22 protein-coding genes are annotated in these 25,143 nt (G+C 39.0%); all 22 read left to right on the top strand.

From position 1 onward, the window contains the following. Positions 1-22 precede the first annotated feature (22 nt). Positions 23-2,932 carry an insulinase family protein gene (locus Q0507_RS01490; protein WP_298711327.1) on the top strand — a complete coding sequence of 970 codons (2,910 nt, stop codon included), beginning with the start codon at positions 23-25 and terminating at the stop codon, positions 2,930-2,932. An 81-nt stretch (positions 2,933-3,013) separates the two neighbouring features. After that, the gene (gene gluQRS / locus Q0507_RS01485) at positions 3,014-3,988 is read left to right on the top strand and encodes a tRNA glutamyl-Q(34) synthetase GluQRS (protein ID WP_298711325.1); all 975 of its coding nucleotides are present in this window, start codon (positions 3,014-3,016) and stop codon (positions 3,986-3,988) included. Between the two features lie 131 nt (positions 3,989-4,119). Beyond that, positions 4,120-4,494 carry a CoA-binding protein gene (locus Q0507_RS01480; protein ID WP_101928366.1) on the top strand — a complete coding sequence of 125 codons (375 nt, stop codon included), beginning with the start codon at positions 4,120-4,122 and terminating at the stop codon, positions 4,492-4,494. Between the two features lie 9 nt (positions 4,495-4,503). Then, positions 4,504-4,824: a thioredoxin gene (trxA, locus tag Q0507_RS01475; RefSeq protein WP_004696229.1), complete on the top strand. Its 321-nt coding sequence runs from the start codon at positions 4,504-4,506 to the stop codon at positions 4,822-4,824. Positions 4,825-5,207: 383 nt separating this feature from the next. Then, on the top strand, positions 5,208-5,639 hold the full coding sequence (gene mraZ, locus Q0507_RS01470) for a division/cell wall cluster transcriptional repressor MraZ (protein WP_004696227.1): 432 nt from the start codon (positions 5,208-5,210) through the stop codon (positions 5,637-5,639). 9 nt (positions 5,640-5,648) lie between these two features. Then, complete coding sequence (rsmH, locus tag Q0507_RS01465; RefSeq protein ID WP_298711348.1) at positions 5,649-6,581, top strand: 16S rRNA (cytosine(1402)-N(4))-methyltransferase RsmH; 933 nt, start codon at positions 5,649-5,651, stop codon at positions 6,579-6,581. A gap of 21 nt (positions 6,582-6,602) precedes the next feature. After that, positions 6,603-7,007, top strand: a complete 405-nt coding sequence (gene ftsL / locus Q0507_RS01460) for a cell division protein FtsL (RefSeq protein WP_004697156.1) — start codon at positions 6,603-6,605, stop codon at positions 7,005-7,007. 55 nt (positions 7,008-7,062) lie between these two features. Beyond that, a complete protein-coding gene (locus Q0507_RS01455) occupies positions 7,063-8,547 on the top strand; it encodes a UDP-N-acetylmuramoyl-L-alanyl-D-glutamate--2,6-diaminopimelate ligase (protein ID WP_298711320.1) in 1,485 nt (494 codons plus the stop codon). A gap of 1 nt (position 8,548) precedes the next feature. Next, positions 8,549-9,907, top strand: coding sequence for a UDP-N-acetylmuramoyl-tripeptide--D-alanyl-D-alanine ligase (murF, locus tag Q0507_RS01450; protein ID WP_298711317.1), 1,359 nt, complete (start codon positions 8,549-8,551; stop codon positions 9,905-9,907). A gap of 58 nt (positions 9,908-9,965) precedes the next feature. Beyond that, positions 9,966-10,952: a phospho-N-acetylmuramoyl-pentapeptide-transferase gene (gene mraY / locus Q0507_RS01445; RefSeq protein ID WP_298711314.1), complete on the top strand. Its 987-nt coding sequence runs from the start codon at positions 9,966-9,968 to the stop codon at positions 10,950-10,952. An 83-nt stretch (positions 10,953-11,035) separates the two neighbouring features. Further along, positions 11,036-12,406 carry a UDP-N-acetylmuramoyl-L-alanine--D-glutamate ligase gene (gene murD, locus Q0507_RS01440; protein ID WP_298711311.1) on the top strand — a complete coding sequence of 457 codons (1,371 nt, stop codon included), beginning with the start codon at positions 11,036-11,038 and terminating at the stop codon, positions 12,404-12,406. Then, the gene (gene murG, locus Q0507_RS01435) at positions 12,406-13,515 is read left to right on the top strand and encodes an undecaprenyldiphospho-muramoylpentapeptide beta-N-acetylglucosaminyltransferase (protein WP_298711308.1); all 1,110 of its coding nucleotides are present in this window, start codon (positions 12,406-12,408) and stop codon (positions 13,513-13,515) included. The genes murD and murG overlap by 1 nt, the downstream gene beginning before the upstream one ends. Before the next feature lie 14 nt (positions 13,516-13,529). Beyond that, positions 13,530-14,909 (top strand): UDP-N-acetylmuramate--L-alanine ligase, encoded by a 1,380-nt coding sequence (murC, locus tag Q0507_RS01430; protein WP_298711305.1) that lies wholly within the window; start codon positions 13,530-13,532, stop codon positions 14,907-14,909. Next, positions 14,909-15,841, top strand: coding sequence for a D-alanine--D-alanine ligase (locus Q0507_RS01425; protein WP_298711302.1), 933 nt, complete (start codon positions 14,909-14,911; stop codon positions 15,839-15,841). Before murC ends, Q0507_RS01425 begins: the two co-directional genes overlap by 1 nt. Before the next feature lie 28 nt (positions 15,842-15,869). After that, complete coding sequence (locus Q0507_RS01420) at positions 15,870-16,751, top strand: cell division protein FtsQ/DivIB (protein WP_298711299.1); 882 nt, start codon at positions 15,870-15,872, stop codon at positions 16,749-16,751. Next, positions 16,752-17,447 (top strand): DUF881 domain-containing protein, encoded by a 696-nt coding sequence (locus Q0507_RS01415; RefSeq protein ID WP_024061907.1) that lies wholly within the window; start codon positions 16,752-16,754, stop codon positions 17,445-17,447. Continuing rightward, positions 17,444-17,788: a small basic family protein gene (locus Q0507_RS01410; protein ID WP_004696202.1), complete on the top strand. Its 345-nt coding sequence runs from the start codon at positions 17,444-17,446 to the stop codon at positions 17,786-17,788. The genes Q0507_RS01415 and Q0507_RS01410 overlap by 4 nt, the downstream gene beginning before the upstream one ends. 138 nt (positions 17,789-17,926) lie before the next feature. Next, a complete protein-coding gene (ftsZ, locus tag Q0507_RS01405; RefSeq protein WP_298711295.1) occupies positions 17,927-18,967 on the top strand; it encodes a cell division protein FtsZ in 1,041 nt (346 codons plus the stop codon). A 77-nt stretch (positions 18,968-19,044) separates the two neighbouring features. Beyond that, a complete protein-coding gene (locus Q0507_RS01400; protein WP_298711292.1) occupies positions 19,045-19,614 on the top strand; it encodes an outer membrane beta-barrel protein in 570 nt (189 codons plus the stop codon). 249 nt (positions 19,615-19,863) lie between these two features. Then, entirely contained in the window at positions 19,864-21,111 is a 1,248-nt protein-coding gene (locus Q0507_RS01395) for an aminotransferase class I/II-fold pyridoxal phosphate-dependent enzyme (RefSeq protein ID WP_298711289.1), read from the top strand. A gap of 212 nt (positions 21,112-21,323) precedes the next feature. Next, positions 21,324-21,785: an IS200/IS605 family transposase gene (gene tnpA / locus Q0507_RS01390; protein ID WP_004693034.1), complete on the top strand. Its 462-nt coding sequence runs from the start codon at positions 21,324-21,326 to the stop codon at positions 21,783-21,785. A 462-nt stretch (positions 21,786-22,247) separates the two neighbouring features. Beyond that, positions 22,248-25,143, top strand: a 2,896-nt coding sequence (locus Q0507_RS01385; protein WP_298711284.1) for an ESPR-type extended signal peptide-containing protein, incomplete at its 3' end; no start/stop codon positions are given.

The raw sequence follows: 25,143 nt of genomic DNA, 5'->3' as shown, positions 1-25,143 counted from the left end.
TTATATAGAAAGAAGGGACAGCATGGAAATAAATAAGGTTTATTCTGGCTTTCGCCTTGACCGCATTGAGCGCATTGATGAAATCAATGGTACCGCTTATGAAATGAAACACGAAAAGTCTGGTGCACGATTAATTTATATTGATTCACCAGATTCTAATAAAGTATTCAATATTGCTTTTAGAACCACGCCACATAATAGTACTGGTGTAGCACATATTATGGAACATTCCGTTTTATGTGGTTCTCGTAAGTTTCCTTTAAAAGAGCCATTTGTTGAGCTTGTTAAGGGGTCTTTAAACACGTTCTTAAACGCTATGACATATCCTGATAAAACGATGTATCCAGTAGCCAGCAAAAACGATAAAGACTTCCACAATTTGATGGACGTATATCTTGATGCTGTATTGTATCCACGCGTTCGCGATGATGCAGAAATCGTGATGCAAGAAGGCTGGCATTATGAACTAGATAATGCGGAAGATGAACTTACCTATAAAGGTGTTGTATTTAATGAGATGAAGGGGGTTTATTCCTCTCCGGATTCCGTTTTAGAACGTCAAATGATGCGTGAGCTTTTCCCAGATACCACTTACGGTGTTGATTCTGGTGGGGATCCTGATCATATTACAGATTTAACTTATGAAGAGTTCCAAGAGTTCTATCGCGTTCATTATCATCCGTCCAATAGCTATATTTTCCTTTATGGTGATATGAATATTGAAGAGCAATTAGCATTCTTGAATGATGAGTACTTAAGTCATTTCGATGCTATTGAAGTCGATACTGAGGTTGGCTTACAAGTTCCATTTACGGCAGGTAAAGTGGTGAGCTATCCATACAGCGTAGGTTCTGAAGAACCTACAGATAACCGTACTTTACATTCTTTTGCCTATGTTTTGCCTGATGTAACACCTGAGCATAGCTTGGCTTTTGAGGTTTTAACACATGCTTTGTTGACATCTCCTGCGGCTCCTCTTAAACAGGCTTTGGTGAAAGCAGGTATCGGCTCTGATGTAAGTGGTTATTATCTTGATAGTATTCGTCAACCAATGTGGACCGTGCAAGCAACTGGTTCCAATCTCGATGAACAAGCTGACTTGCAACGCATTGTTGAGTCTACATTGCAAGAACTTTGTGATAACGGTTTAGACAAAGAATTATTAGAAGCCTCCTTGAATAGCATTGAGTTTGCTCTTCGTGAAAGCGATTTTGGTGGTCGCCCAATCGGTTTAGCTTATGTTATTCGCATGATGGATAACTGGCTATATGACAATGATCCACTCGAGCTATTACATTACGAAGAAGCATTAGTGAATATTCGTAAGGGCTTATCAGGTACGTATTTTGAAGATTTGATTCGTCAATCTATTTTAAATAACAATCATAAAGTGCTTGTTTCTATCTATCCTGAGCGTGGTCTTCAAGAGCGTAAGGATGCAGAGGTTAAAGAACATTTAGCCGCTGTAAAAGCTAAGATGTCTCCAGAAGAAATCGATGCAATTGTAGAGCAAACAAAACGACTTAAACTTCGTCAAGAAGCTCCAGATAGTGATGAAGCGTTAGCGTCGATTCCATTGCTTGAATTATCTGATTTAAATCCTAATATTGAAGCAGTAGAACGTCGTGAAAGTAAAATTGGCAATACTACAGTACACTTTGTACCTACTTTCACAAAAGGTATCAATTATGTAGGGTTCTACTTTGACTTAAGCTGTCTTACAGAAGATGAGTTATTCTATGCCGACATTTTAAGTGATATTCTCGGTCGCATTGACACATCTGAACGTGGCTACGAAGCTTTGGCTAAAGATATCAATATGAACCTTGGCGGCTTAAGCTCAGATATTACGGCTATTAGTAAAGATGGTAAGCGTGATGAATTTACGCCTCTCATGATTGTTCGTGCTAAAGCATTGCATTCTAAATTGCCTGACTTATGCCGCTTGATTAATGAAGTAGTACAGAAAGTAGACTATAGTGATGATAACCGTTTGACTGAACTTGTTCAAGAGTGTAAAGCTATTTGGGATAATGAAGCATTCCGCCGTGGTAATTCCATCGTAAGTCAACGTGTTATGGCTCAAGTATCTGCAGTTGGTAAATTTAGAGATAATGGCAACTTTGGCTATTATCAAAAGATTAGCGAATTGGCTTCTAATCCTGCGGCATTACCATTATTGCCAGAAAAATTAGCTGATGTAGCTCGTAAGATTTTCCGTGCTAACAATGTGGATATCATGTTCGTTGGTGAAGAAGGCGAATTAGAAGCCTTTGAAAATCTCATGAAACCATTGATTGAAACTTGGGATACTACTGAGTTAAGTAATGATACATTAAAAATTACACGTTTGTCTGGTAATGATGGTATCGTTACAGCTGGTAAGGTTCAATATGTAGCTCAAGGTGGTAACTTTATAGACTATGGGTATAAACACGTGGGACCAATGAGTGTATTGGAAACGATTTTACGTTATGAATATCTTTGGATTCGCATTCGTGTACAAGGTGGTGCTTACGGTGCCTTTGCAAATTTCTATGACGATGGTAATATGATTTTCTGTAGCTATCGCGATCCAAACTTGGTAGAAACATTAAATGTATATAAAGAGTTACCTCAATACCTTCGTGAGTTCACGTTGACTGATCGTGAAATGCGAAAATATATTATCGGTACTATGAGCTCTTTAGATTTACCAATGACTCCTGCATTGCGTGGTCCACGTGCGATGGGAATGTATTTTAGTGGTGCTAAACTAGAGGATAAGGTAGAGTTTCGTAAACAAGTTATCGCTTGTAAGCCAGAGGATATCGTTGCTCTAGCAGATGTGGTTGAACCTGTATTGAAGGACAATCATATTTGTACAATGGGAAACGAACAAAAAATTAAAGATGCTGGTAAGGTATTCGATAACATCATTTCTCTAGGTTAATCGTTTTATATCAGCTTATAGTGGCATATTCTGTGTAACTTTACGGGATATGCCACTTGTTTTCCACTATAGGAGGGCGTCATGAAAGGTCGATTTGCTCCAAGCCCCACAGGATATATTCATCTTGGCAATGTGTGGATAGCCCTTTTATCATATGTTTCTACGAGGCAACAAAAAGGGAAATATGTTGTGCGAATGGAGGATATAGACATCCAACGCTCTAAACGTGAGTTAGGGGAAGCGCTATTAGATGATTTAGAGTGGTTAGGCTTTGAATGGGATGAAGGGCCTCGTGTGGGAGGACCAGAATCAACGTATTGGCAAAGTGAACGACAAACATATTATGGAGACGTATTAGAACATCTTGCATTAGAAAAACTAATTTATCCTTGCTTTTGTAATCGTACAAGGCTTCAGGCTATTGCTTCGGCGCCCCATGTAGGAGAGGTAGTACATCGATATGATGGTCATTGTCGTCATATAGAGGATGAATTGATAAAAGAACTTATGACGTCTAAGGAGCCCTCTTTGCGCTTAGCAGTTAAGTCCTGTGATATAGATTTTGTAGATCGTTGGCAAGGCTTTCAACATATTCATTTAGAAGGTGAATTAGATGATTATGTGTTACGCCGAGGTGACGGTATGTATGCATATAATTTGGCTGTTGTACTGGATGATATTGCTATGGGGATTACGGAGGTCATTCGTGGAGATGATTTACTAGATACTACAGGGCAGCAAATATATTTATATCAAACATTACAACGGTGTTTGTACTCTAAAGATATAAAAATACCGTCTTATGGTCATGCGCCGCTTTTAATTGATTCCGAAGGTCATAGATTGTCTAAACGACAAAAGAGTATTACTATTCGTGAATTACGTGAAAATCAATGGTCTCCTAATAGAATTTTAGGTGAACTAGCTATTGCTGGCGGCTTAGTTGAAGCTCATACCTTAAGTCGTAGAGAAATCAGTTTATCTGAATTAATTGAGATTGACTTAAATTTACCTAGTCTTAGTCAGAAAACGATTGAGATAGAAATCAAAGCATAGAGCAAAAAATGGTATTGCTTTATGTTATAGGATGATTGCTAAAAGAGAATAATTCTTTAATTATATAATTCGATACAATATATTGACAATATTCGATATTTATTTATAATAGTATATAAGAGGTGGTCGAAATGACAATTCAACAAGCTTTAGATCAAAAAGTATGGGCCGTTATTGGAGCTACCCATAAAACCGAAAAGTTCGGTTATAAGATTTATAAATGTCTTAAAGATCACGGATATGAAGTATATCCAGTTAATCCTAATATTGCAGAAATAGATGGAGACACCTGTTACTCTAGCCTTTCTGCACTTCCCGTTGTGCCTGCTGTGGTAGATTTTGTTGTGCCAGAAGCAGCGGGATTAGCTGCACTTGATGAATGCAAAGAACTTGGCATTTCTATTGTGTGGTTGCAACCGGGGGCGGATAAACCATCTGTTGTTGAAAAAGCACATGCTTTAGACCTGCATGTCATTCAAGATTGTGTATTAGTTCAATTACCGTAGGAGGGTACAATGAGCGAATTAAAAGACTTAAAAACTGCTGAATATCAAGATTTAGTAAACCAAGGTGGTGTTACTGTTGTTGACTTCTGGGCTCCATGGTGCGGTTATTGCGTACGTATGATGCCAATCATTGAAGAAATTGCAGGTGAGCTTGAAGGTAAAGCTAACTTTGTAAAAGTAAACGCTGATGAAGAACCAGAATTAGCACGTAATTTACAAGTTGAAGTATTGCCTACATTCGTTATCTTAAAAGATGGTGAAGTAGTAGACCGTAAAATTGGTTTCTTACCTAAAGGCGATCTTCAAGCGGCTATCGAATCTAAATTCTAATACTATAATCAAAACTATATAAATAGAGGAAAACCTCATCAATGTATATGTTGTACATTGATGAGGTTTTTTTGTGCTTTTTTGAATATAGTCCTAAATATCTTTAACTTTTATGAGTTGCTAATCATAATACATCTAAAGTGGGGATTATGTCCATCTAAGGAGTGGTATTTCACCATTGTGGTGGAGAGTGGTTTAAATTGATTAGTTTTAAATATTTAATCGAACATATGTATTGTAGAAAAGCGGAGAAAAATAGAGATTAAACAAGAAAAATATAAAAAAGTGGGATAAAAATGGATTTTTTGTTGTGAAAGGTGGGGAATTGTGGTAGAATTTACCATATAGTGGTGGATAAGAAATAGTGAAAGGCGGTGATACGTATGTTCATGGGCGAATATAATCACACTATTGATACAAAAGGGCGGATGATTATACCTGCGAAAATACGTGAACAACTAGGCGATTTGTGCATCGTTACAAAAGGCTTAGATAACTGCTTGGCTATTTACACCGAAGAGGCGTGGAAAAAAATTTCTACTGCTTTACAATCACAATCCTCCACTAAAGCTAGCGTGCGTGCCTTAAAACGTTTTGTTTTTGGTAGTGCTGCTGAACTTGAATATGATAAACAAGGTCGTGTCCTCATACCTGTACCACTACGTGAATATGCAAGCCTTGATAAACAGGCTGTTATTGTAGGTGCTGGGGACCACGTTGAAATTTGGAGTCGTGAAAAATACGATTTCTATGATGAGCAAGTGGCTGAAAGCATGGAAGAATTAGTTGAAGGGCTTGAAGGGATTATGTTATAGGAGGCTATGATGGAATTTAATCATACTAGCGTACTCTTACGTGAAACGGTGGACTCCGTCGTAACTAATCCAAAAGGCATTTATGTGGACTGTACCCTTGGTGGGGCAGGACATGCTCACGCAGTGGGCGAGATGCTAGACCCAGAAGGCATGATTATAGGTTTAGATCAAGATGAAGATGCTTTGAGTGTAGCTCGACAGCGTTTATCTGATTTGAAATGTCAGGTGTTAACAATACCTACAAACTTTTCTAACTTAAAAGAAGCCCTCCGAAATGCGGGCATTTATGAAGTAGATGGTTTTATATTTGATCTTGGCGTATCAAGCTATCAACTAGATACCCCTGAACGAGGTTTTTCATATATGAATGATGGACCTCTTGATATGCGTATGGATAAAGATGCACCTCTCACGGCAGAGGAAATTATTAATGAATATGACAGTGAACAATTACTGCAAATTATCCGCGACTATGGGGAAGAACGATGGGCTAAACGGATTGTTGAGTTTATTGTTGAAGCACGCCAAGAAAAAAGAATTACTACTACTGGTGAGTTAGTTAGAATTATTAAGAATGCAATACCTGCAAAGGCGCGACAAGATGGACCTCATCCGGCAAAACGGACGTTTCAAGCTATACGTATTGAAGTAAATAGAGAATTAGCAATTTTGCATGATAGTTTTGTAGATGCTGTATCGATGTTAAAACCAAAGGGAAAGATTGGAGTTATTACATTTCACTCCTTGGAAGATCGAATTACAAAGCAAACTTTTAAAGAGTTAAGTATCGCATGTATATGTCCTCCACAATTGCCTATGTGTGTTTGTAATCACAAGGCAGTTGTAAAGGCAAAAAATAAGGCTATAGAGCCAAGTATAGGGGAGATTGAAGTTAATCCGAGGGCTAGAAGCGCTAAATTGCGCGTAGCAGTAAAGTTGTAGAATTGGAAGGGGTTAAGTGTTATGTTAGCGAGAAAGGCTGTTGTGGGCCAAGTAAAAGGTGATATGTTGGTCATTGCACAAGGGAGAAGACGTAGTGCAAACGTAGCTTTAGATTTAAGCCCTATGATGTGGCAAGTTGTATATGGTATTGCTGCATTAGTTGCATGCTTGCTTATCATGATGGTTATGAATGCATATAGTACAAAGTTGGGCTATGAAGTAGTTAAAACACAGCAAGCTGTAGTACAATTAACAAAAGATAACGATGCATTGGACGTTGAAGTGGCTTCTTTGAAGTCTCCTGTACGTATCCAACAAATCGCAGAAGAACAACTAGGAATGGTTTTGCCTGATTCTTTTGTTTATAGCACAAAAAGTGCTGTTACTGAACGTAATGTACAAGAGAAACAGCAAATTATAGACTAGCAGGCGAAGCAGCTCGTATTGGGCTGCTTTCCTTTGCGTGTAAAGGAGATTGTATATGAAACACTTACAAGATATAGTAAAAACCTTACATGCACCGCATGTAGAAGGTAATACAGCTGTTGAAATTTTAGATGTTACTGCTGATTCTCGTGCTGTAAAAGCAGGTAGTTTATTTATTGCTTTAGATGGTGCCACTGTAGATGGTCATAACTATGTAAATAAAGCTATTGAGGCTGGTGCAGTAGCTGTACTAGTATCTAAACCGGTGGAGGTAAGTGGTGATGTTTGTGTTATCACTGTTGAAGATACACGTGCGGCTATGATGTCTTGTGTGCCATACTTTTTTGATTATCCAGCCAATTCCATGCGCATGATTGGTGTTACTGGTACTAATGGTAAAACGACTACAACTCATATGATTCGTCATATTTTGAAAGCTCAAGGTCATAAGGTCGGTGTGATTGGTACGGTTCATATCATGATTGGCGATACATCATATCCGATTCATAATACGACCCCTGACGTAGTAGATTTACAACATATTTTGCATCAAATGGTGGAAGAGGGTGTTACACATTGTGTAATGGAAGTATCTTCCCATGCATTGGCTTTGGGACGCGTATCTGGTGTTGAGTACGATACGGCAGTGTTTACAAATCTTACACAAGATCATTTAGACTTTCACAAAACATTTGAAAATTACTTGGCAGCTAAATGTAAACTATTTGAACAGGTAAGCAAACCAAACCAAGTAAAATCTGGTAAGGGTGCTGTCATTAACATCGATGATGCCTATGGACATCGGGTTGTTGAAAAAACTACAGCCCCTATCATTACCTATAGTATTGATAGTAGCGGCACATTGAATGCTCATGACGTTGATATGACGCCAAAGTCTAGCCGTTACACGGTATCTTATGATGGTCATGACTATACAGTTGCAATGAATACGACTGGCTTGTTTAATGTGTATAATACATTAGCGGCTATTGGGGCGTGCTTTTTGGAAGGTATTTCCATGGAAGATATCGATAAAGCATTAAAAACATTTAGCGCTGTACCTGGGCGCTTTGAGTTGATAGAAGAAGGTCAACCATTTGCTGTTGTTGTAGACTATGCACATACACCGGATGGTTTAGAAAATATTTTACAAACAGCAAAGGCGATTCAAGAGAATCGTATTATCGTAGTCTTTGGCTGTGGCGGGGACCGAGATGCAACCAAACGTCCTATTATGGGGCGTATTGCGGCACAATATGGTGATGTTGTGTACGTTACATCTGATAATCCGCGTACAGAAGATCCTGTACAAATTGTTAAAGATGTGGAAGCAGGCGTTAAAGAAGGGCTTCGTGAAGGCTCTTATTATGAAGTTATCGTTGATCGTCGGGAAGCGATTCAACATGCAATACAAAATGCAAAACCTGGGGATATTGTACTGATTGCAGGTAAGGGGCATGAGGATTACCAAATCTTAAAGGATAAAACGATTCATTTCGATGATCGTGAAGAGGCGCGAGCAGCCCTCAAGGAGATCTAATATGGCAGAATTTACATTGTCTCAAGTAGTGGAGGCCACACAGGGGACAAGTGCACATACCGACAATATTAAGTTTTTAGACATATCTACTGATACGAGAACCATTGAATCAGGATTTTTATTTGTAGCATTAAAAGGTGACACCTTTGATGGTCATGATTTTATTAATACGGCTATTGAAAAAGGTGCTACAGGAGCTATCGTTGAAAAAGGACGTGCTGTAAAAGGCATTGCTTGTATCGAGGTAGACAATACTTTGGTAGCATATCAAAATTTGGCACGTTATCATCGGCGCCGTTTTGATATTCCTGTAGTTGCTATTACTGGTTCATCTGGTAAGACTACAACAAAAGAAATGGTGGCAGCCGTACTTGGTACAGAATTTAATGTATTAAAAACTGAGAAAAACTATAACAATGAAATTGGCTTACCAAAAACCTTGTTACGTTTGACCGCTGAGCATGAAGCCTGTGTTGTTGAAATGGGTATGCGTGGCCTCGGCCAAATTGAAGAACTGGCGTTGATTGCAGAACCAACGATGGGGATTATTACCAATGTTGGTACTAGTCACATCGAGCTTTTAGGTTCTCGCGAAGCCATTGCTGAAGCAAAAGGTGAGTTGATTCGTTGCTTGCCTGAAAATAGTGTGGCTATCCTTAATGAGGACGATCCATATGTAAAAGCAATGGATAGCTTAGCTAAAGGTAAAACTATTACGTATGGTATTGAACGTAATGCTACCTGTATTGGTAGTCATTTGCGCTATAAAAAAGATGGTATTAAGTTTACCTGTAAGTGTTATGACGAAGTTTTTGATATCTTCTTACCTATGATTGGTGAACACAATGTGTATGATGCATTGGCGGCTATCGTCGCAGGCCGTGTGTTAGGCATAAAATCAAATACAATTCGTAAAGGTTTGAGTGAGTTTACTGGAACTCCAATGCGTCAAGAAATCGTTCCGTTTGAAGATATTGTTATCTTAAATGACGCTTATAATGCAAATCCTTCATCCATGGCTGAAGCGATTAAAGCGCTTGGTCAATTGGAAGGTAAGCGTAAAATTGCAATGCTCGGCGATATGCTCGAGCTCGGCGACTTCTCTGAAGAAGCACATCGCGAAATCGGTCAATTGCTTGCTGAAGAGGGATATAGTGTTGTATTTACCTTTGGTGATGCTGCTGCCTTTATTGCAAAGGAAGCGAAAAAAGCAGGTTTAACTGCATTCCGTTGTAAGAGTCATTTAGAAATGGCAAACGCATACAGTGATATTCGTGAAAAAGGGGATGTTATTCTTGTAAAAGGATCTCGCGGTTTACGAATGGAGCGCGTTGTTGAAGAATTAAAGGATCGAGAATAAAAGGTAACGGCTAGTTGTATCTAGCCGTCATCTATTTATTGATAAGTAGAGGATTCATATGATAAATCACATTTTATTAGCCTTCGTAGCGACCTTTATCATTACGGTGGTACTAGGTAAAATAGGTATTCCTATGTTGCGTTCTTTGCACGCACAACAAAGTATTCGTGAGGAAGGTCCTGAAAGTCATCAAGCAAAAGCTGGTACGCCAACAATGGGCGGTGCTTTTATGATGGTAGCCCTTGTCATTGGTGTAGCATTATTTGCACCGTGGAATGTGGGAACTGGCATGTTATTATTCCTAACACTAGGTCATTCTTTGTTAGGCTTTTTTGATGACTTTGTAAAAGCCGTTAAAAAACGTAATCTTGGTTTGACGGCGAAGCAAAAATTATTAGGGCAATTTGTTTTGGCAGCTATATTCTGTTATTGTATTACTGAAATTATGGTTGTTCCCACCACATTATGGATTCCTGTTGTAGATATACAATTACAATTGGGATGGGGTTATTATGTATTGGCATTCTTGATTATTGTAGGCGCAACAAATGCAGTTAACTTAACAGATGGTCTTGATGGCCTTGCTAGCGGGACTTCCGCAGTAGCGGCGATAGCTTTCTCTGTTATTGGCCTTATGGCTGCATCTATGACGAATTCTATCGGTGCTGAAAGTGTTGCTTACTTCGGTGCTATTGTAGCGGCCGTATGCCTTGGTTTCTTGGTATACAATGTGAATCCTGCAAAAGTATTCATGGGGGATACAGGCTCTTTGGCATTAGGCGGTGCTTTTGCAGCAATGGCTATTTTAACTAAAACAGAATTGTTACTAGTTGTAATTGGTGGCATTTTTGTTATGGAAGCATTATCTGTTATTATTCAAGTTATTTCTTTCAAAACACGGGGCGTGCGCGTATTTAAAATGAGCCCTATTCATCACCATTTTGAACTTTCTGGATGGGCAGAACAAACCGTTGTTAACCGTTTCTGGTTTGGTGGAGCTGTATTAGCTATTATTGGTGTTGTATTAGCCACTATAACTTTATAAGATAATACTTAACGGAAGCCACAAATAATGGTATGCTTATTAGATAGGAATACATAGTTTTGTAGATAATTTAGGTGATATAGATGGAATACGGAGATAAACATATACTTGTTCTTGGCGCTGGAGCTAGCGGTATAGGTGCGTCTTGGGTATTAGCTCAAGTGGGTGCGCATGTTGTGTTAAATGATTATAAGCCCGTGACACTGCCTATAGCTGAGGAGACACGACTCGTTGCAGCAGGGGTAAATATTATTACAGGGCGTCAAGACGAATCCTTGCTAGATGGCGTGGATCGTATCGTCATTTCTCCAGGCATTTCTTTGGATATTCCGATTGTGAAAGTAGCTCAGACTCGTGGAATTGACGTGGTCAGTGAAGTAGAATTAGCTTATGAAGTATCTAAATCACCTATCGTAGCTGTTACTGGTACAAATGGTAAGACTACTACAACAACTTTATTAACTAAGGTTCTAGAAGGCTCTGGAAAACCAGTTCGCGTCGGTGGGAATATTGGTGATTCCCTTAGTGAAGTGGCATACTCTATGCCTGCAGATGGTTTTTTAGTAGCCGAATTATCTAGTTATCAATTAGAAACAATCAAGCATTTTAGACCTATTGGGGCTATTATGCTCAATATTACGCCCGATCATTTGGCTCGTCATAAGACGATGGAAAACTATATTGCTGCTAAGGAACGCATCTTTGAAAATCAATTGAGTACAGATTTTTTAGTACTTAATATTGACGATCCCATTGTAGCCGATATGGAGCACCGTGTGCCTAGCCATATTTTACAAATTAGTCAAAAGCAAACCGTAGAGAATGGTGCTTATTATGCTGATGGGCAATGCTATGTTGCGAAAGATGGTGTAGTAAAATCTGTTATTGGAGATGAAGATATTCATATTCCAGGCAGTCATAATATTGAAAATATATTGACCGTTATTGCTTTGTCTCATGCTTTAGGCGTAACTACAGAGAAAATTCATCACATTATTAGCGAGTTCCATGGAGTTGAACATCGATTAGAGCGAGTTAAGACCATTGATGGGATTGCATTTTATAATGACTCTAAAGCTACTAATGTAGATTCTGTAGTTAAAGCATTAGAATCCTTTGAACAATTCGTTATTTTATTAGCTGGTGGTCATGATAAAATGACACCTTTAGAAGATTTTATGCAGCTAGTTAAAGAGCATACTAAAGCTGTTATTTTCATGGGAGAAGCGGCAGATCGCTTTGAAGAGGCGGCAAAAAAGGCTGGTGTGGAGCCTATTTATCGCGCTTCATCCATGAAAGAAGCAGTAGAGCAAGGTTATAAATTGGCGGAGACTGGCGATATTGTATTGTTATCTCCAGCTTGTTCAAGTTTTGACTGGTACAGCTGTTTTGAAGAACGTGGGGATGACTTTAAACGTTGTGTTCATATGTTGCAAGAGGGAGGACACCATTAATGAAACGTATTATTATTTCAGGTGGTGGCACTGGTGGACATATATATCCAGCAATAACTATATATAAGGAAATCATGAAACAAAATCCTGATGCAAAGGTGTTATATGTTGGCACCAAGCAAGGTCTTGAGGCTACATTAGTTCCTAAAGAAGGGATAGAGTTTACTACGATTCCTGTGCAAGGCTTGCAACGTCAATTATCGTTAGGTACATTAGTCACATTAGGTAAAACTGCTTTAGGCATTGTAAAAGCTAATGCTATAGTTTGTAAGTTTAAACCTGATGTGGTTATTGGTACGGGAGGTTATGTATGTGGTCCTGTTCTCTTGGCTGCAGCATTACATAATATTCCTACTATAATTCAAGAACAGAATGTCATAGCAGGCATTACTAATAAAATTTTGAGTCGTTTTGTTGATGTGGTAGCTATGGGCTATAAAGATGCAGAATCATCTTTTTCTAATGCAAAACGCGTAGTCTATACTGGGAACCCAGTTCGTCCTGATGTGTTAGTTGACTCTAGAACAGAGGGACGTAATTATTTCAACTTAAGTGATGATACTTTTACAGTACTGATAGCAGGTGGTTCTCGAGGGGCAAGAACTATTAATAAGGCTATGGTAGATGTACATAAGCATTTCCAAGGTATGAAAGGTATTAAATTAATCCATATTACGGGAAACGGAGAATATGAATCTGTTTTATCTCAATTGGGCATTACCGATGGGGATGGCTTAGGTAGCTCATCTTTAATTTTGCCGTATTTACATGATATGCCAAAAGCACTAGCAGCAGCTGATTTAGCAGTATTTAGATCTGGTGCTATAGGTCTTGCGGAACTAGCAGTTCGCGGTATTCCATCCGTATTGATACCGTATCCATACGCAGCTGAAGATCATCAAACCTATAATGCGCGTATTTTTGTACAACAAGGGGCGGCTCACATGATTGTAGATAAAATGTTGAGTGCTCACGATTTAATAGGGGAAATCGAGATGTTTATGGCCAACCGTGATTTGTTGGCACAAATGGGAGAAAGAGCATTGCAGTTGGGAAAACCAAATGCGGCTCATGATATTGCAAAATTAGCATTATCTATTGCAAAGTAACAAGGAGAGGTTTTATGTTAGACGGTATTCATAAGATTCACCTTATCGGTATTGGTGGATCTGGTATGCGTGCGATAGCGAATATTTTGATTCAAAAAGGCTATGATGTATCCGGCTCAGATGTAGCTGAATCTGCAGTTATTTCTAAGTTTAGAGATATGGGAGCCACGGTTCATATCGGTCATAATAAAGAATATGTAAATGGTGTTGATGCCGTAGTTCGTTCTACAGCGATTCGTGAAGATAATCCTGAAATCGTTGCCGCTAAAGAACAAGGTATTGCAATTTTACATCGCTCTGATATTGTAAAAGCTGTGTTAGATGTAACAGATGGTATTGCAGTAGCAGGTGCACATGGTAAAACTTCTACAACCTCTATGATTGGACAAATTTTGGTGGAAGCTAATGCTGATCCTACTGTTATAATCGGTGGTGAAGTGGATTATCTTAAAGGCAGCAGCTGCCTTGGAAAAGGTCATTTCTCCGTTGTAGAAGCGGATGAGAGTGATGGTTCTTTCTTGAAATTACGTCCTCACACTATCGTAATTACTAATATTGAAGATGATCACATGGATCATTATAAGACTATGGACAACTTGTTAAATGCTTTTTGTGAGTTCGTCGAAACTTTACCGGAAACGGGCAAGGCTGTCGTATGTGGAGATAATGAAAATATTTGTTATGTCATGAGTCGCGTAAAACGCAATTTTATTACTTATGGCTTAAAGGATAGTAACGATTATGTAGCTAAAAATATTCATTATGTAGACTCTTCCTTGGTGTTTGATGTATATCATAAGGGTATTAACATGAGTCGTATCAGCTTGCATGTGCCAGGAGAGCATAATGTATTAAATTCCTTGGCGGCATTTATTGTGGCTCATGAATGTTGTGGTGTAGAGAACCGCTTTATTACAAAAGGGTTGGCTAAATTTATCGGTGCAAAACGACGTTTTGAAACGAAAGGTCATGTTGCTGGCGTGTGGGTTGTCGATGATTATGCTCATCATCCAACAGAGATTAAAGCGACTTTAAAAGCGGCAAAAGAACTTGAAAAACATCGCGTTATTTGTGTGTTTCAACCGCATCGATATTCTCGTACCAGTTTATTAAAAGATGAATTTGCTACGGCTTTTACCAGTGCTGATGAAATCTATATGACAGATATTTATAGCTCCGGTGAAGATCCGATTGCGGGTATCGACGGACGCACCATTCCTGATGCTGTTGAAGCTGCTACACATAAGGTTGTACATTATGTTCCGTCCGTTGATGATATGCCGGCTATGTTGGCTAAGGTTGTACGACCTAATGATCTGGTTATCACTATGGGTGCTGGCTCTATCAATCAATATGGGCCAAAATTATTAGCAATATTGGAGGAAGGCTTGTAATGAAAGATAAACAAATAATCGTATTGATGGGTGGTCCTTCCAAAGAGGCTGAAGTATCTCGACGTACAGGTACAGCTATTGCTGAAGCGCTTGTGAGCAAAGGGTATAAAGCTAAAGCTTTAGAACTTAATCCACGAACTGTTTTGCATGATATCGAATCCTTAGGTGGCGAAATTGTATTTAATGCCATTCATGGCCGTTATGGTGAGGATGGTGCATTACAAGGGTTACTTGAAATGGCAGAAATCCCGTATACTGGCTCTGGTATTATGGCCCATGCAGTAGGGATGAATAAAAAAGTAAGTAAGGATGTTTTCAAAGGTGCTAATATTCCAACAGCTGCTTCTGAATCCTTTAATGGTAATCTAGAATCTGCAGAAGCTATCATAGGACATATTCGTAAACAGTTTACAATTCCTGTAGTTGTAAAATCTGCTACTCAAGGCTCTAGTATTGGCGTCACTATCGTTCGTGATGAGGCACAATTGGAGGCTGCTGTCACAGAGGCTCTTACATATGATCCAATTCTTGTAGTAGAGCAATTTCTTGATGGTCGCGAATTTACTGTAGCTGTTTTAGATGGTAAGGCATTGTCAGTAATTGAAATTCGTCCATATTCTGGGGAATATGATTATAAAAGTAAATATACTGTAGGTGCTACAGAATATTTAGTGCCTGCGCCTATCAGTGAAAAAATGACTGCTGAAATGCAACGCATTGGGGAACTTGTGTATTGCGAAGTACAAGGTAGTGGGGTTATTCGTGTTGATATTATGACAGATCATGCAGATAAAATGTATGTTCTAGAATACAATACGGTGCCTGGTATGACGGCAACGTCTTTAGTACCGAAGGCAGCTAACGAAATGGGAATTGATTTCCCAACATTATGTGAAAAAATTCTATTAACAGCTAGTATAGGGAAATTTTAAGGGCTGAATAGAACATAAGGAGTTAACTATGGATGATAAGAAATACCATCCATCCAACTCTGGGGAGATGCAGTCTGCTACACCTGTTCAAGATGAACGGGCTGTATTTAGAAAACGAGTGCTAAAAATCGGTGGTGCAGTTACTCTCGTGTTGGTGGGATTGTTTACACTACCTATTCCTTTTGGATCCTTAAAAATTGTAGGATCGGATAAGGTAACTGTACAAGATGTAATGGTAGCAGGGGATATTCATGAACCTGTAAATATATTGCAAATTAGTACAGAGAAATTAAAAACTAGATTGGCGAAAGACTTACGGGTTGAAGAGGCCCAAATTAGTTATCAATTGCCATTTACAATGGTTGTACGTGTCATAGAACGCAAGGCTGTTGCAGTTGTACCAGCTCAGTTTGGTTATTTAACACTTGACAGTAAAGGTCAAGTGATTGCATCAGAGCCTGCAATACAAGATACGTCGGTACCGATGATATCAGGCGTTAAGGCGGGAAATATTTTGTTAGGTGATACCGTTGTGGATAAGCCCATTTTGGCGGCTCTTGAATACTTGAACTCTCTTGATGAGAGCACCTTTAAGAATATTGCAGAAGTCAATATAGGAGATCCTGATGCAATAATGGCGTATACCGTATCGGGGGTGCAAATTAGATTAGGGGATAGTAAAGATTTACCTAAAAAAGCCGAGTTAACTCAGTCTATGTTACAAGATATTAAGACAACACATAGCAATGTACAATATATAGATGTTAATGTTTCATCGCCATATATAAAAACTGATGTAATACCGGAAGTTAAAAAGCATCAGCCTGGAACAAAGACAACAGAAGATTCATCTACTAAGAAGGATGATAAAAAACAAGATAAGCAAGGTCATGTTGAAGATAAAAGGTAGATGATTGTCGTGAGACACGAACGGTGGGCAATAGCCTTAGTCAGTTGTATATTGGGTTTCATGGTTGTTACTCAATATAAGATGACTCAAGATAATATAGAAGAAAATATCCGTTTACAACGGGCTGGTGATTTAGCCGTACAATTACGAGAGGCTCAAAGTGAACGTGATGCATTGTTAAAACAAATAGAAGAACTTAAACAGTCTGGTGCTAGTAGCAATGTTAAAGCAGATGAACAGTTGATGATGAAAGCAGCTTTAACTAATGTTAAAGGTACGGGTGTTAGTGTATTAATTGAGGATAGCTTAAAGCCAATTCAAAGTGGTGAAAATCCTAATTTATATGTAATTCATGATGAAGATATTTTACGTATTGTTAATGAATTGCGAGCTGGTGGGGCTGAGGCGATAGCTATCAATGATCAACGTCTCATAGGGACTTCTGAAATACGATGCTCTGGTCCGACTATTACTGTGAATGGTAAGGTTTTTGGGGCTCCTTTTACAGTTAAAGCGATTGGTGACCCAAAAACATTAAATTCTGCGCTCACCATGCGAGGTGGTGTGGTAGATTCCTTGAAACACTGGGGCATAAAGGTAACCATAAAGGAAGAAAATGAATTAGCTATTCCAGCTTTTACAGGAACCTTCAGAGAAGAGCATATAAAGCCTAATGAAACAGGAGGTAAAGAATGAATATTTATATCTTTGCCATTGTTGGTTTAATTGTAGGTACTACATTAGGGTGGCTTTCACCATTTCATATACCTATAAGTTATGCAAATTACACATCGGTCGCTGTTCTGGCTGCACTAGATGCTGTATTTGGTGGTAGCCGGGCTGCATTGGAACGAACCTTTGATCTTAGTAATTTTGTGCTTGGGTTCTTTTCAAATGTTGTGTTAGCTGTTATTCTTGTATATGTAGGTGACCTCATAGGAATTAACCTATATTACGTAGCTCTTATTGGCTTTGGATTGCATGTATTTATTAATGTAGGCGCTATACGAAAGATTATTATGACCAAGCGATTCTAATAAATCACATTCTATATAGTGGAAAGTTTTTAAATTTTAGTGTAAAATAAATGTAATTGTTATAAGATTGTCAGTATATAAATCGATACATTGGGACGTATATTGATACGATAGATAACGATAAGAGGAGGAAGTTCAATGTCTGATTTTGCAAATATTAAAGTTATCGGTGTTGGTGGCGGCGGTAATAACGCTGTTAATCGCATGGTAGATAGCGATCTTAAAGGTGTTCAATTTTTATCCGCTAATACTGAAAGCCAAGTGCTTGAATTATCTAAAGCGGATGTAACGATTCAAATCGGCGAAAAAGTAACTAAAGGTCTTGGTGCAGGTGCTAATCCACAAGTTGGTGAAGAAGCTGCTCAAGAAAGTCGTGAAGATATCATTAAAGCTCTTGAAGGTGCTGACATGGTCTTCGTAACTGCTGGTATGGGTGGTGGTACTGGTACAGGTGCTGCTCCAATCGTTGCAGAATGTGCTAAAGAAGTTGGTGCATTGACAGTAGGCGTAGTAACTAAACCTTTCGCATTTGAAGGTAAACGCCGTCGTGCACAAGCAGAAAAAGGCATTGAGTTCTTGACTCAAAAAGTTGATACAATTATCGTTATTCCTAATGATAAATTGTTACAAGTTGTTGATAAAAAATGTTCTTTGAGCGATGCATTCCGCACAGCTGATGATGTTCTTCGTCAAGGTATTAAAGGTATTTCCGATTTGATTCAAGTTCCTGGTTTAATCAACCTTGATTTTGCTGATGTTAAAACTATCATGACTGAACAAGGCGAAGCTTTGATGGGCATTGGTGTTGGCGAAGGTGAAAACCGTGCTGCTGACGCTGCTAAAATGGCTATCAACAGTCCATTGTTGGAAACATCTATTGATGGTGCAAAAGGTATCTTGCTCAATATTTCTGGTAGTGCTAACTTAAGCTTATTTGAAATCAACGAAGCAGCTGAAATTATTTCTGACGCTGCAGATCCTGATGCAAATATCATCTTCGGTTCTGTTATCGATGAAAGCTTAGGCGATAAAGTTCAAATTACTGTTGTTGCAACTGGCTTTAACTCTAGTGTGAAAAATGTACCAGAATTTGGTAAAACAAACACTACATCTCGTCCATCATCCACTTCAAGTACTAACAGTGGTATCCCTGATATCCCTGTATTCATGAAACGCTAATTTTAAGATTGTATAATTATATCTATAAATTAGTAACTTAGTAAGACATACCATTTGTATGTGTATAGGAGGTTAAAATGAAGAAATTAGTATTATTGACTTTAGCAGCTACAGTAGTAGCAGGTAGTGCATTTGCTGCTGCACCTGTAACAAAAATTAGCGATGGGTCCACTAAGGTACAAGCTGATTACGCTTTTAAACAACATGTATCTAAAGGTGGCGGCAATAGCAATGATGGTTTCGGTGTTTCTTTACAACACGACCTTTCCGATAAAACTGCATTACAATACTCTTATGATAAATTAAATGCAAAAAATGGCGATATTAAAGATCATCAATTAGCATTAGTTTACAAAGTGCATCCAAACGTAAACGTTTATGGTGCTGGTACTGCAATTCGTACAAATGACACTGAACTAGGCTTCCAAGCTGGTGTTATCGGTCATGTACCTTTGACTAATAAAGTAAACGGCTTTGCTAAAGCTGGTTGGGGTAATGATATTAAGCAAACTTACCAAGTAGGTGCTCAATATGAAGTTCGCCCTGATATCGACTTAAATGTATACTATGGCTATGATAAATATAGCGTAAATAGTAACGATAAAACTGCAAAAGGTTTACACGCTGGTGTAGGCTACTCCTTCTAAGGATGATTAGGACCACTCTTATGAGTGGTCCTTTTTTTATATATTTACAGTCTTACTGTATATTGTTGATAAATTACTTTATTTGAGATGCTTGATATACTTTACATATGTTTTGTCAAAGACTAAATTACGAATAACTAGTACAAATTGCTATGTATACAATATATTTACTGAATATACGTTGTATATTTAAATAAGTTTAGGTATGATAAACATGTAATATTTGTTACAGATAGGATGGTGTAAGTTATGACAAGTGTTGCAGCAAAGCATGCAAAAGGAAAAAAATTAAAAGACGTGATCTTTGTAACTGCTGGTCAAGCTCAAGCAGATGCAAAAGAAAATGGCCGTGAGAACGTTGTAAATGGTACTTTGGGTGCTATTCATGATGAAGAGGGTAAATTAGTTTTTCTTAAAACTGTTAAAGAGGAATACTTGAGTCTTTCTGATTCTGAACACATTGGTTATGCACCAATTGCGGGTATTCCAGAGTTTTTATCTGCTGCTGAGAAAGAATGTTTTGGTAATTCTCGTCCAGAAGGCCATATCCGTAGTATTGCTACCGCTGGTGGTACTGGTGGTATTCATCATTTGATTCATAACTATACAGAACCTGGTGATGAAGTATTAACTGCAGATTGGTATTGGGGTGCATACCGTGTCATTTGTAGCGATACTGGTCGTACATTAGTTACGTACTCTTTATTTGATGAACATAATAACTTTAACCATGAAGCATTCCAAAATCGTGTAAATGAATTGGCGGCTAAACAAACAAATGTAGTCATCGTATTTAATACACCTGGCAATAATCCAACAGGGTACTCTATTGAAGATAAAGACTGGGATTCTATTCTTAACTTCTTGAAAGAGTTAGTTGCTATTGGTCGCAATAATGTGATTATTGGTGTTGATGTGGCGTACCTTGATTACTCTGGTGAAAAAGAAGAAGTACGTGCATTCTTTAGTAAATTTGGTCACTTACCTAAAGAAATTCTTACTTGTGTATGCTATAGCTTATCTAAAGGATTTACCATGTATGGTCAACGTGTTGGTGCTATGATTGGCATTTCTGATGATGAAGAAATTGCTGATGAATTTTTAGAAATTAACAAATCTACAAGTCGTGCTACATGGTCTAATATTTGTCGTCCTGCAATGCGTACAATGGCAAATATTGTGGCGGATTCTGTTAAATTTAAAGCTTATGAAGATGAGCGTAATTGTTACTATCAATTAATCCGTGATCGCGCTGATATCTTTAAACAAGAAGCGGCACAAGTAGGCCTTCCTATGTTACCTTACCGCGGTGGTTTCTTTATTACAATTCCTACAGACTCTGCGAATGCTATCTGTGAAGAATTGAAAAAAGAGCATATCTATGTGATTGCATTAGCAAATGGTATTCGTATAGCAGCATGCGGTATTCCTAAATCTCAAATGACAGGTCTTGCTGAAAAAATTTATAATGCCATGAAGCGTCTTGGTAAATTATAATACGTAAGTAAATCATACTAAAAACCACTTGATACATGTATCAAGTGGTTTTTCTAATTTTATTGTCTTTAGACTGGTTCGCGACGTAGTCGCGAATCATTAAACCACCCGCTATGCGGGTGCGGCAAGGAAAGTTATACAAAAAAATCACCTTGCTTAAGTATAATGTAGGTGTTCAAGCCGCATTATATGCAAAAGAAAGGTGATTTTATATGGCAACAAAGACACAGAGTCTTGCGCACACAAAATGGTTATGCAAATACCACATAGTATTTACACCTAAGTATAGACGTAAAGTTATATATAATCAATATAGAAATAGTTTACGTGAAATACTGAGGCGTTTATGTGAATATAAGGGCGTCAAGATTATAGAGGGGGAGCTCATGGCAGATCATGTGCATATGTTAGTATTAATCCCACCTAAAATAGCAGTTTCATCTTTTATGGGATATTTAAAGGGTAAAAGTGCACTTATGATGTTCGATAAACACGCAAACTTAAAGTATAAATTTGGAAATAGACACTTTTGGTCCGAGGGATATTATGTTAGTACGGTAGGTCTAAATGAGGCAACAGTAAAAAAATATATACGTGAGCAAGAGTTACATGACCAAATGAAGGATAAGTTAAGTGTAAAAGAATATGAGGACCCTTTTAAGGGTAGCAAGTAATACATATCCCCTTTGAGGGGAAGGTTACGAGTCAATGGCTATGCGGCTTGAACGTAGTGAAAGCCAGCGCCTTTAGACGCTGGCCTAGTACTACGGGCTTATAGCCCGTGAGCAAACCACCCGTTTTACGGGTGGTTCTGATTATAATTTTATAACTATTTTCAGATATTTTATTTTTTGTTATAATAATATTTAGAAAGGTCTGCTTTGTTTTAAATCGTTTTTCTTTATAACTATAATAAATCAAAGTAGTCTTGTTTTTGTTTCCTGGCACTGTAAATACATTACATAATAATCAAGATTTAGCGATTCTTGAATTATTACTATAATGATGTGATAATGATTATTAAGATGAATACTCGCCTGTTTTTAAAAAGGTGTTTTTTACAGAGGGTATATATCTTTTACTTCAATATAGAGAGCGTAATTTTAGTGTAACAGGAGGAATTTAGGAGGGAAGTTATGAATCGGATTTACAAAGTTATTTGGAGTCGGGTGAAAAACTGTTATGTGGTTGTTTCGGAAATCGCTAACAATCGTGGCAAGATCAACGGAAGCACCGGCACAGGTGTACGCACTCTTTTATGTGCACTTGCATTAGTGGGGAGCGTAGCACCGCCACTAAATGTTGCCCAAGCGGTAAATCCTGCCGGAACAGGGGCAGGTGTAGCCTGGGGTAATGGAACCAATAGTGGTGCCGATCAGCACAATGTGGCGATTGGCGGTTATGCTCAGGCGACTGGCACGGTTGCTTTGTCGTTAGGAGCACATAGTGAGTCTACAGGAGCGTATTCTACAGCCGTAGGTGGCGGATCACATGCTACAGCTAAAAATGCGGCAGCAATTGGTCCTTGGTCTGAAGCGAGAGCAGAAAATGCGGTTGCTGTCGGTGCGACCTCTAAGGCTCACGCAGAATATGCTATGGCTGTCGGCGGGGACTCGGTGGCTAGTGCTAAGAATGCGGTTGCCTTAGGTGCTATCGCCAATGCGTCACAGGAAAATGCGGTTGCCATCGGTTCAAAGGCCGAGTCTAGTGGAGAATATGCTGCTGCTATCGGTGGCGGCGCCAAGGCGAAAAATAAGCATGCCATTGCTGTCGGTAGTCTCTCTGAAGCTACGGGAGAAGGCTCCTTTGCGGTGGGGAATAATTCAAAAGCATTGAACAATTATGCTTATGCAATCGGCGGAAGCTCAAAGGCGTCAGGTCAGTGGTCTATCGCTATGGGTACGTTCTCGACGGCTCAGGAAAATGAAACTGTAGCGATTGGTACTTGGGCAGCGGCGACAAAGGGGCAAGCCACGGCTATCGGCAATCAAGCTAAAGCACAAGCTATAGGGGCTACGGCTCTCGGTAGACTTTCGTTAGTTAACGCAGTGGATGGCACTGCTATAGGGTCTTCGACATCCGTTACCGGACTAAATGGTACGGCGATAGGCAACAAAGCTAATGTATCAGTAAAGAATGGTGTAGCTATCGGTAATGAAGCAAAAGTAGAGAATGAAAATGCCGTGGCTATCGGTGCCGGATCTGAAACTGCAGCAGCTGTTGGTACAGCATCCGAATCGATTAATGGCGAAGTACATAATTTTGCAGGCGCTAACCCTGGTTCTACGGTAAGTGTAGGTAAGGCAGGTGCGGAACGTACTATTACCAATGTTGCAGCAGGTCGTCTTTCCGCTACATCTACGGATGCTGTCAACGGTAGCCAACTATATGCGGTAAATACGGAAGTAAATAAAGGCGTAGTTTATGCAGGTGATGTAAAGGCTGCAGGGGCTAATGATAATAAATTTACTCAAAGATTAGGCGCGCAAACTAATGTTGTTGGTGGCGTGGCTGATGTATCTAAATTGAGCGATAACAATATCGGTGTAGTGTCCAATGGATCTAATACACTAAATGTTAAATTGGCTAAAGAATTACAAGGCTTGACTAGTGTAACGACCGGCAATACCGTAATGAATACCGATGGTGTGACTATCACCGGAGGTCCAAAAATCGTAAAAGACGGTATTGATGCGGGCAACAAACAAATCACAAACGTTGCCAGCGGTGGAGATGTCATTACAAACGGTGCTAATATCGGCGATATCAACCGCATCGTTACTGCAAAAGACAAATACGTAACCGGCGGTACTGCAACGTACCAGGCTAATGGTGACGGCACTGCAAATCTAACCGGTACAAACGGTTTGACTGCTAATGTGACAGGTCTTAAAAATAACTTTGTTACAAGCGGCAGCGTATCCAATGACGGTAAAACGTTGACATTGGAACGCAATGATACAGGTAAAGTTAATGTCGATTTGAGCAATGTATTTACCGAAGTGGCAAAAGGTGACTATCGTTTGGTAGCCAACCCTGAGCCAAATAGCCAAGGTAAATATAAAGCTGACAGCGACGGCAACATGGTATTGACTGTAGCTAATGATAAAGGCGATAAGAAACAAGTTACATTGACAGATATCGCATCCAAAGCGCAACAAGATACCAATACAACAAATATCACAAATATCAACACCACTATTGCGAAAGGTTTGAACTTCAAGGGTGATGATGCAACTGTCATCAATAAACAATTGGGCGATCAATTGGATATTAAAGGCGGTGCGGCAGCAGCGAACTTGTCGGATAACAATATCGGTGTGGTATCCTCAAATGGCTCATTAAATGTGAAATTGGCCAAAGATTTGACCGGTTTGAACAGCGTAACGGCGGGAACAGCTAGAATGGGTGTCGACTCCACAGACCATAAGAGCTATGTGACCGGTTTAGATAACCGTGACTGGGATGTACAAAATCCGGTAGTTGTAAATGGTAGAGCGGCAACAGAAGACCAATTGAAGAAGGTATCTGATGCTATTACCGTTGCCAATGCATCTAAGACTGATTATCGTCTAGTTAAAAACTCAGCTGCAGCAGATGGATCTTATACAGTAACTAATAACAAGGTTGATCTTAAAGTAGAGGATAAAGCTAATCCAACTTCACCGGCAAGCACAGTTACAATCAATAACATCGCTAGTGCTGATGATGTTGAAAAACTAAAATCCGGCTTTAAAGTAAAGGCCGGCAATAATGAAGGCCCAATCAAAGCTGGCGATACGCTTGAATTTGCGGCAAAAGACAATGCAATCGTGGAATACGATACGGCTGCTAAGAAATTGACCGTAGCTGTAAGCAAAAACCCTAATTTCGATAGCGTAACCGTAGGTGACGTAGTAATCAATAATAGTGGTATTAATGCGGGCAACAAACAAATCACAAACGTTGCCAGCGGCGGAGATGTCATTACAAACGGCGCTAATATCGGCGATATCAACCGCATCGTTACTGCAAAAGACAAATACGTAACCG

It is taken from the genome of uncultured Veillonella sp. (genome assembly GCF_938010505.1).
In the GTDB taxonomy this organism is placed as follows: Bacteria; Bacillota; Negativicutes; order Veillonellales; family Veillonellaceae; genus Veillonella.
The sequence above is the reverse complement of the archived record's forward strand: the minus strand, read 5'-3'. Positions and strand labels throughout refer to the sequence as shown.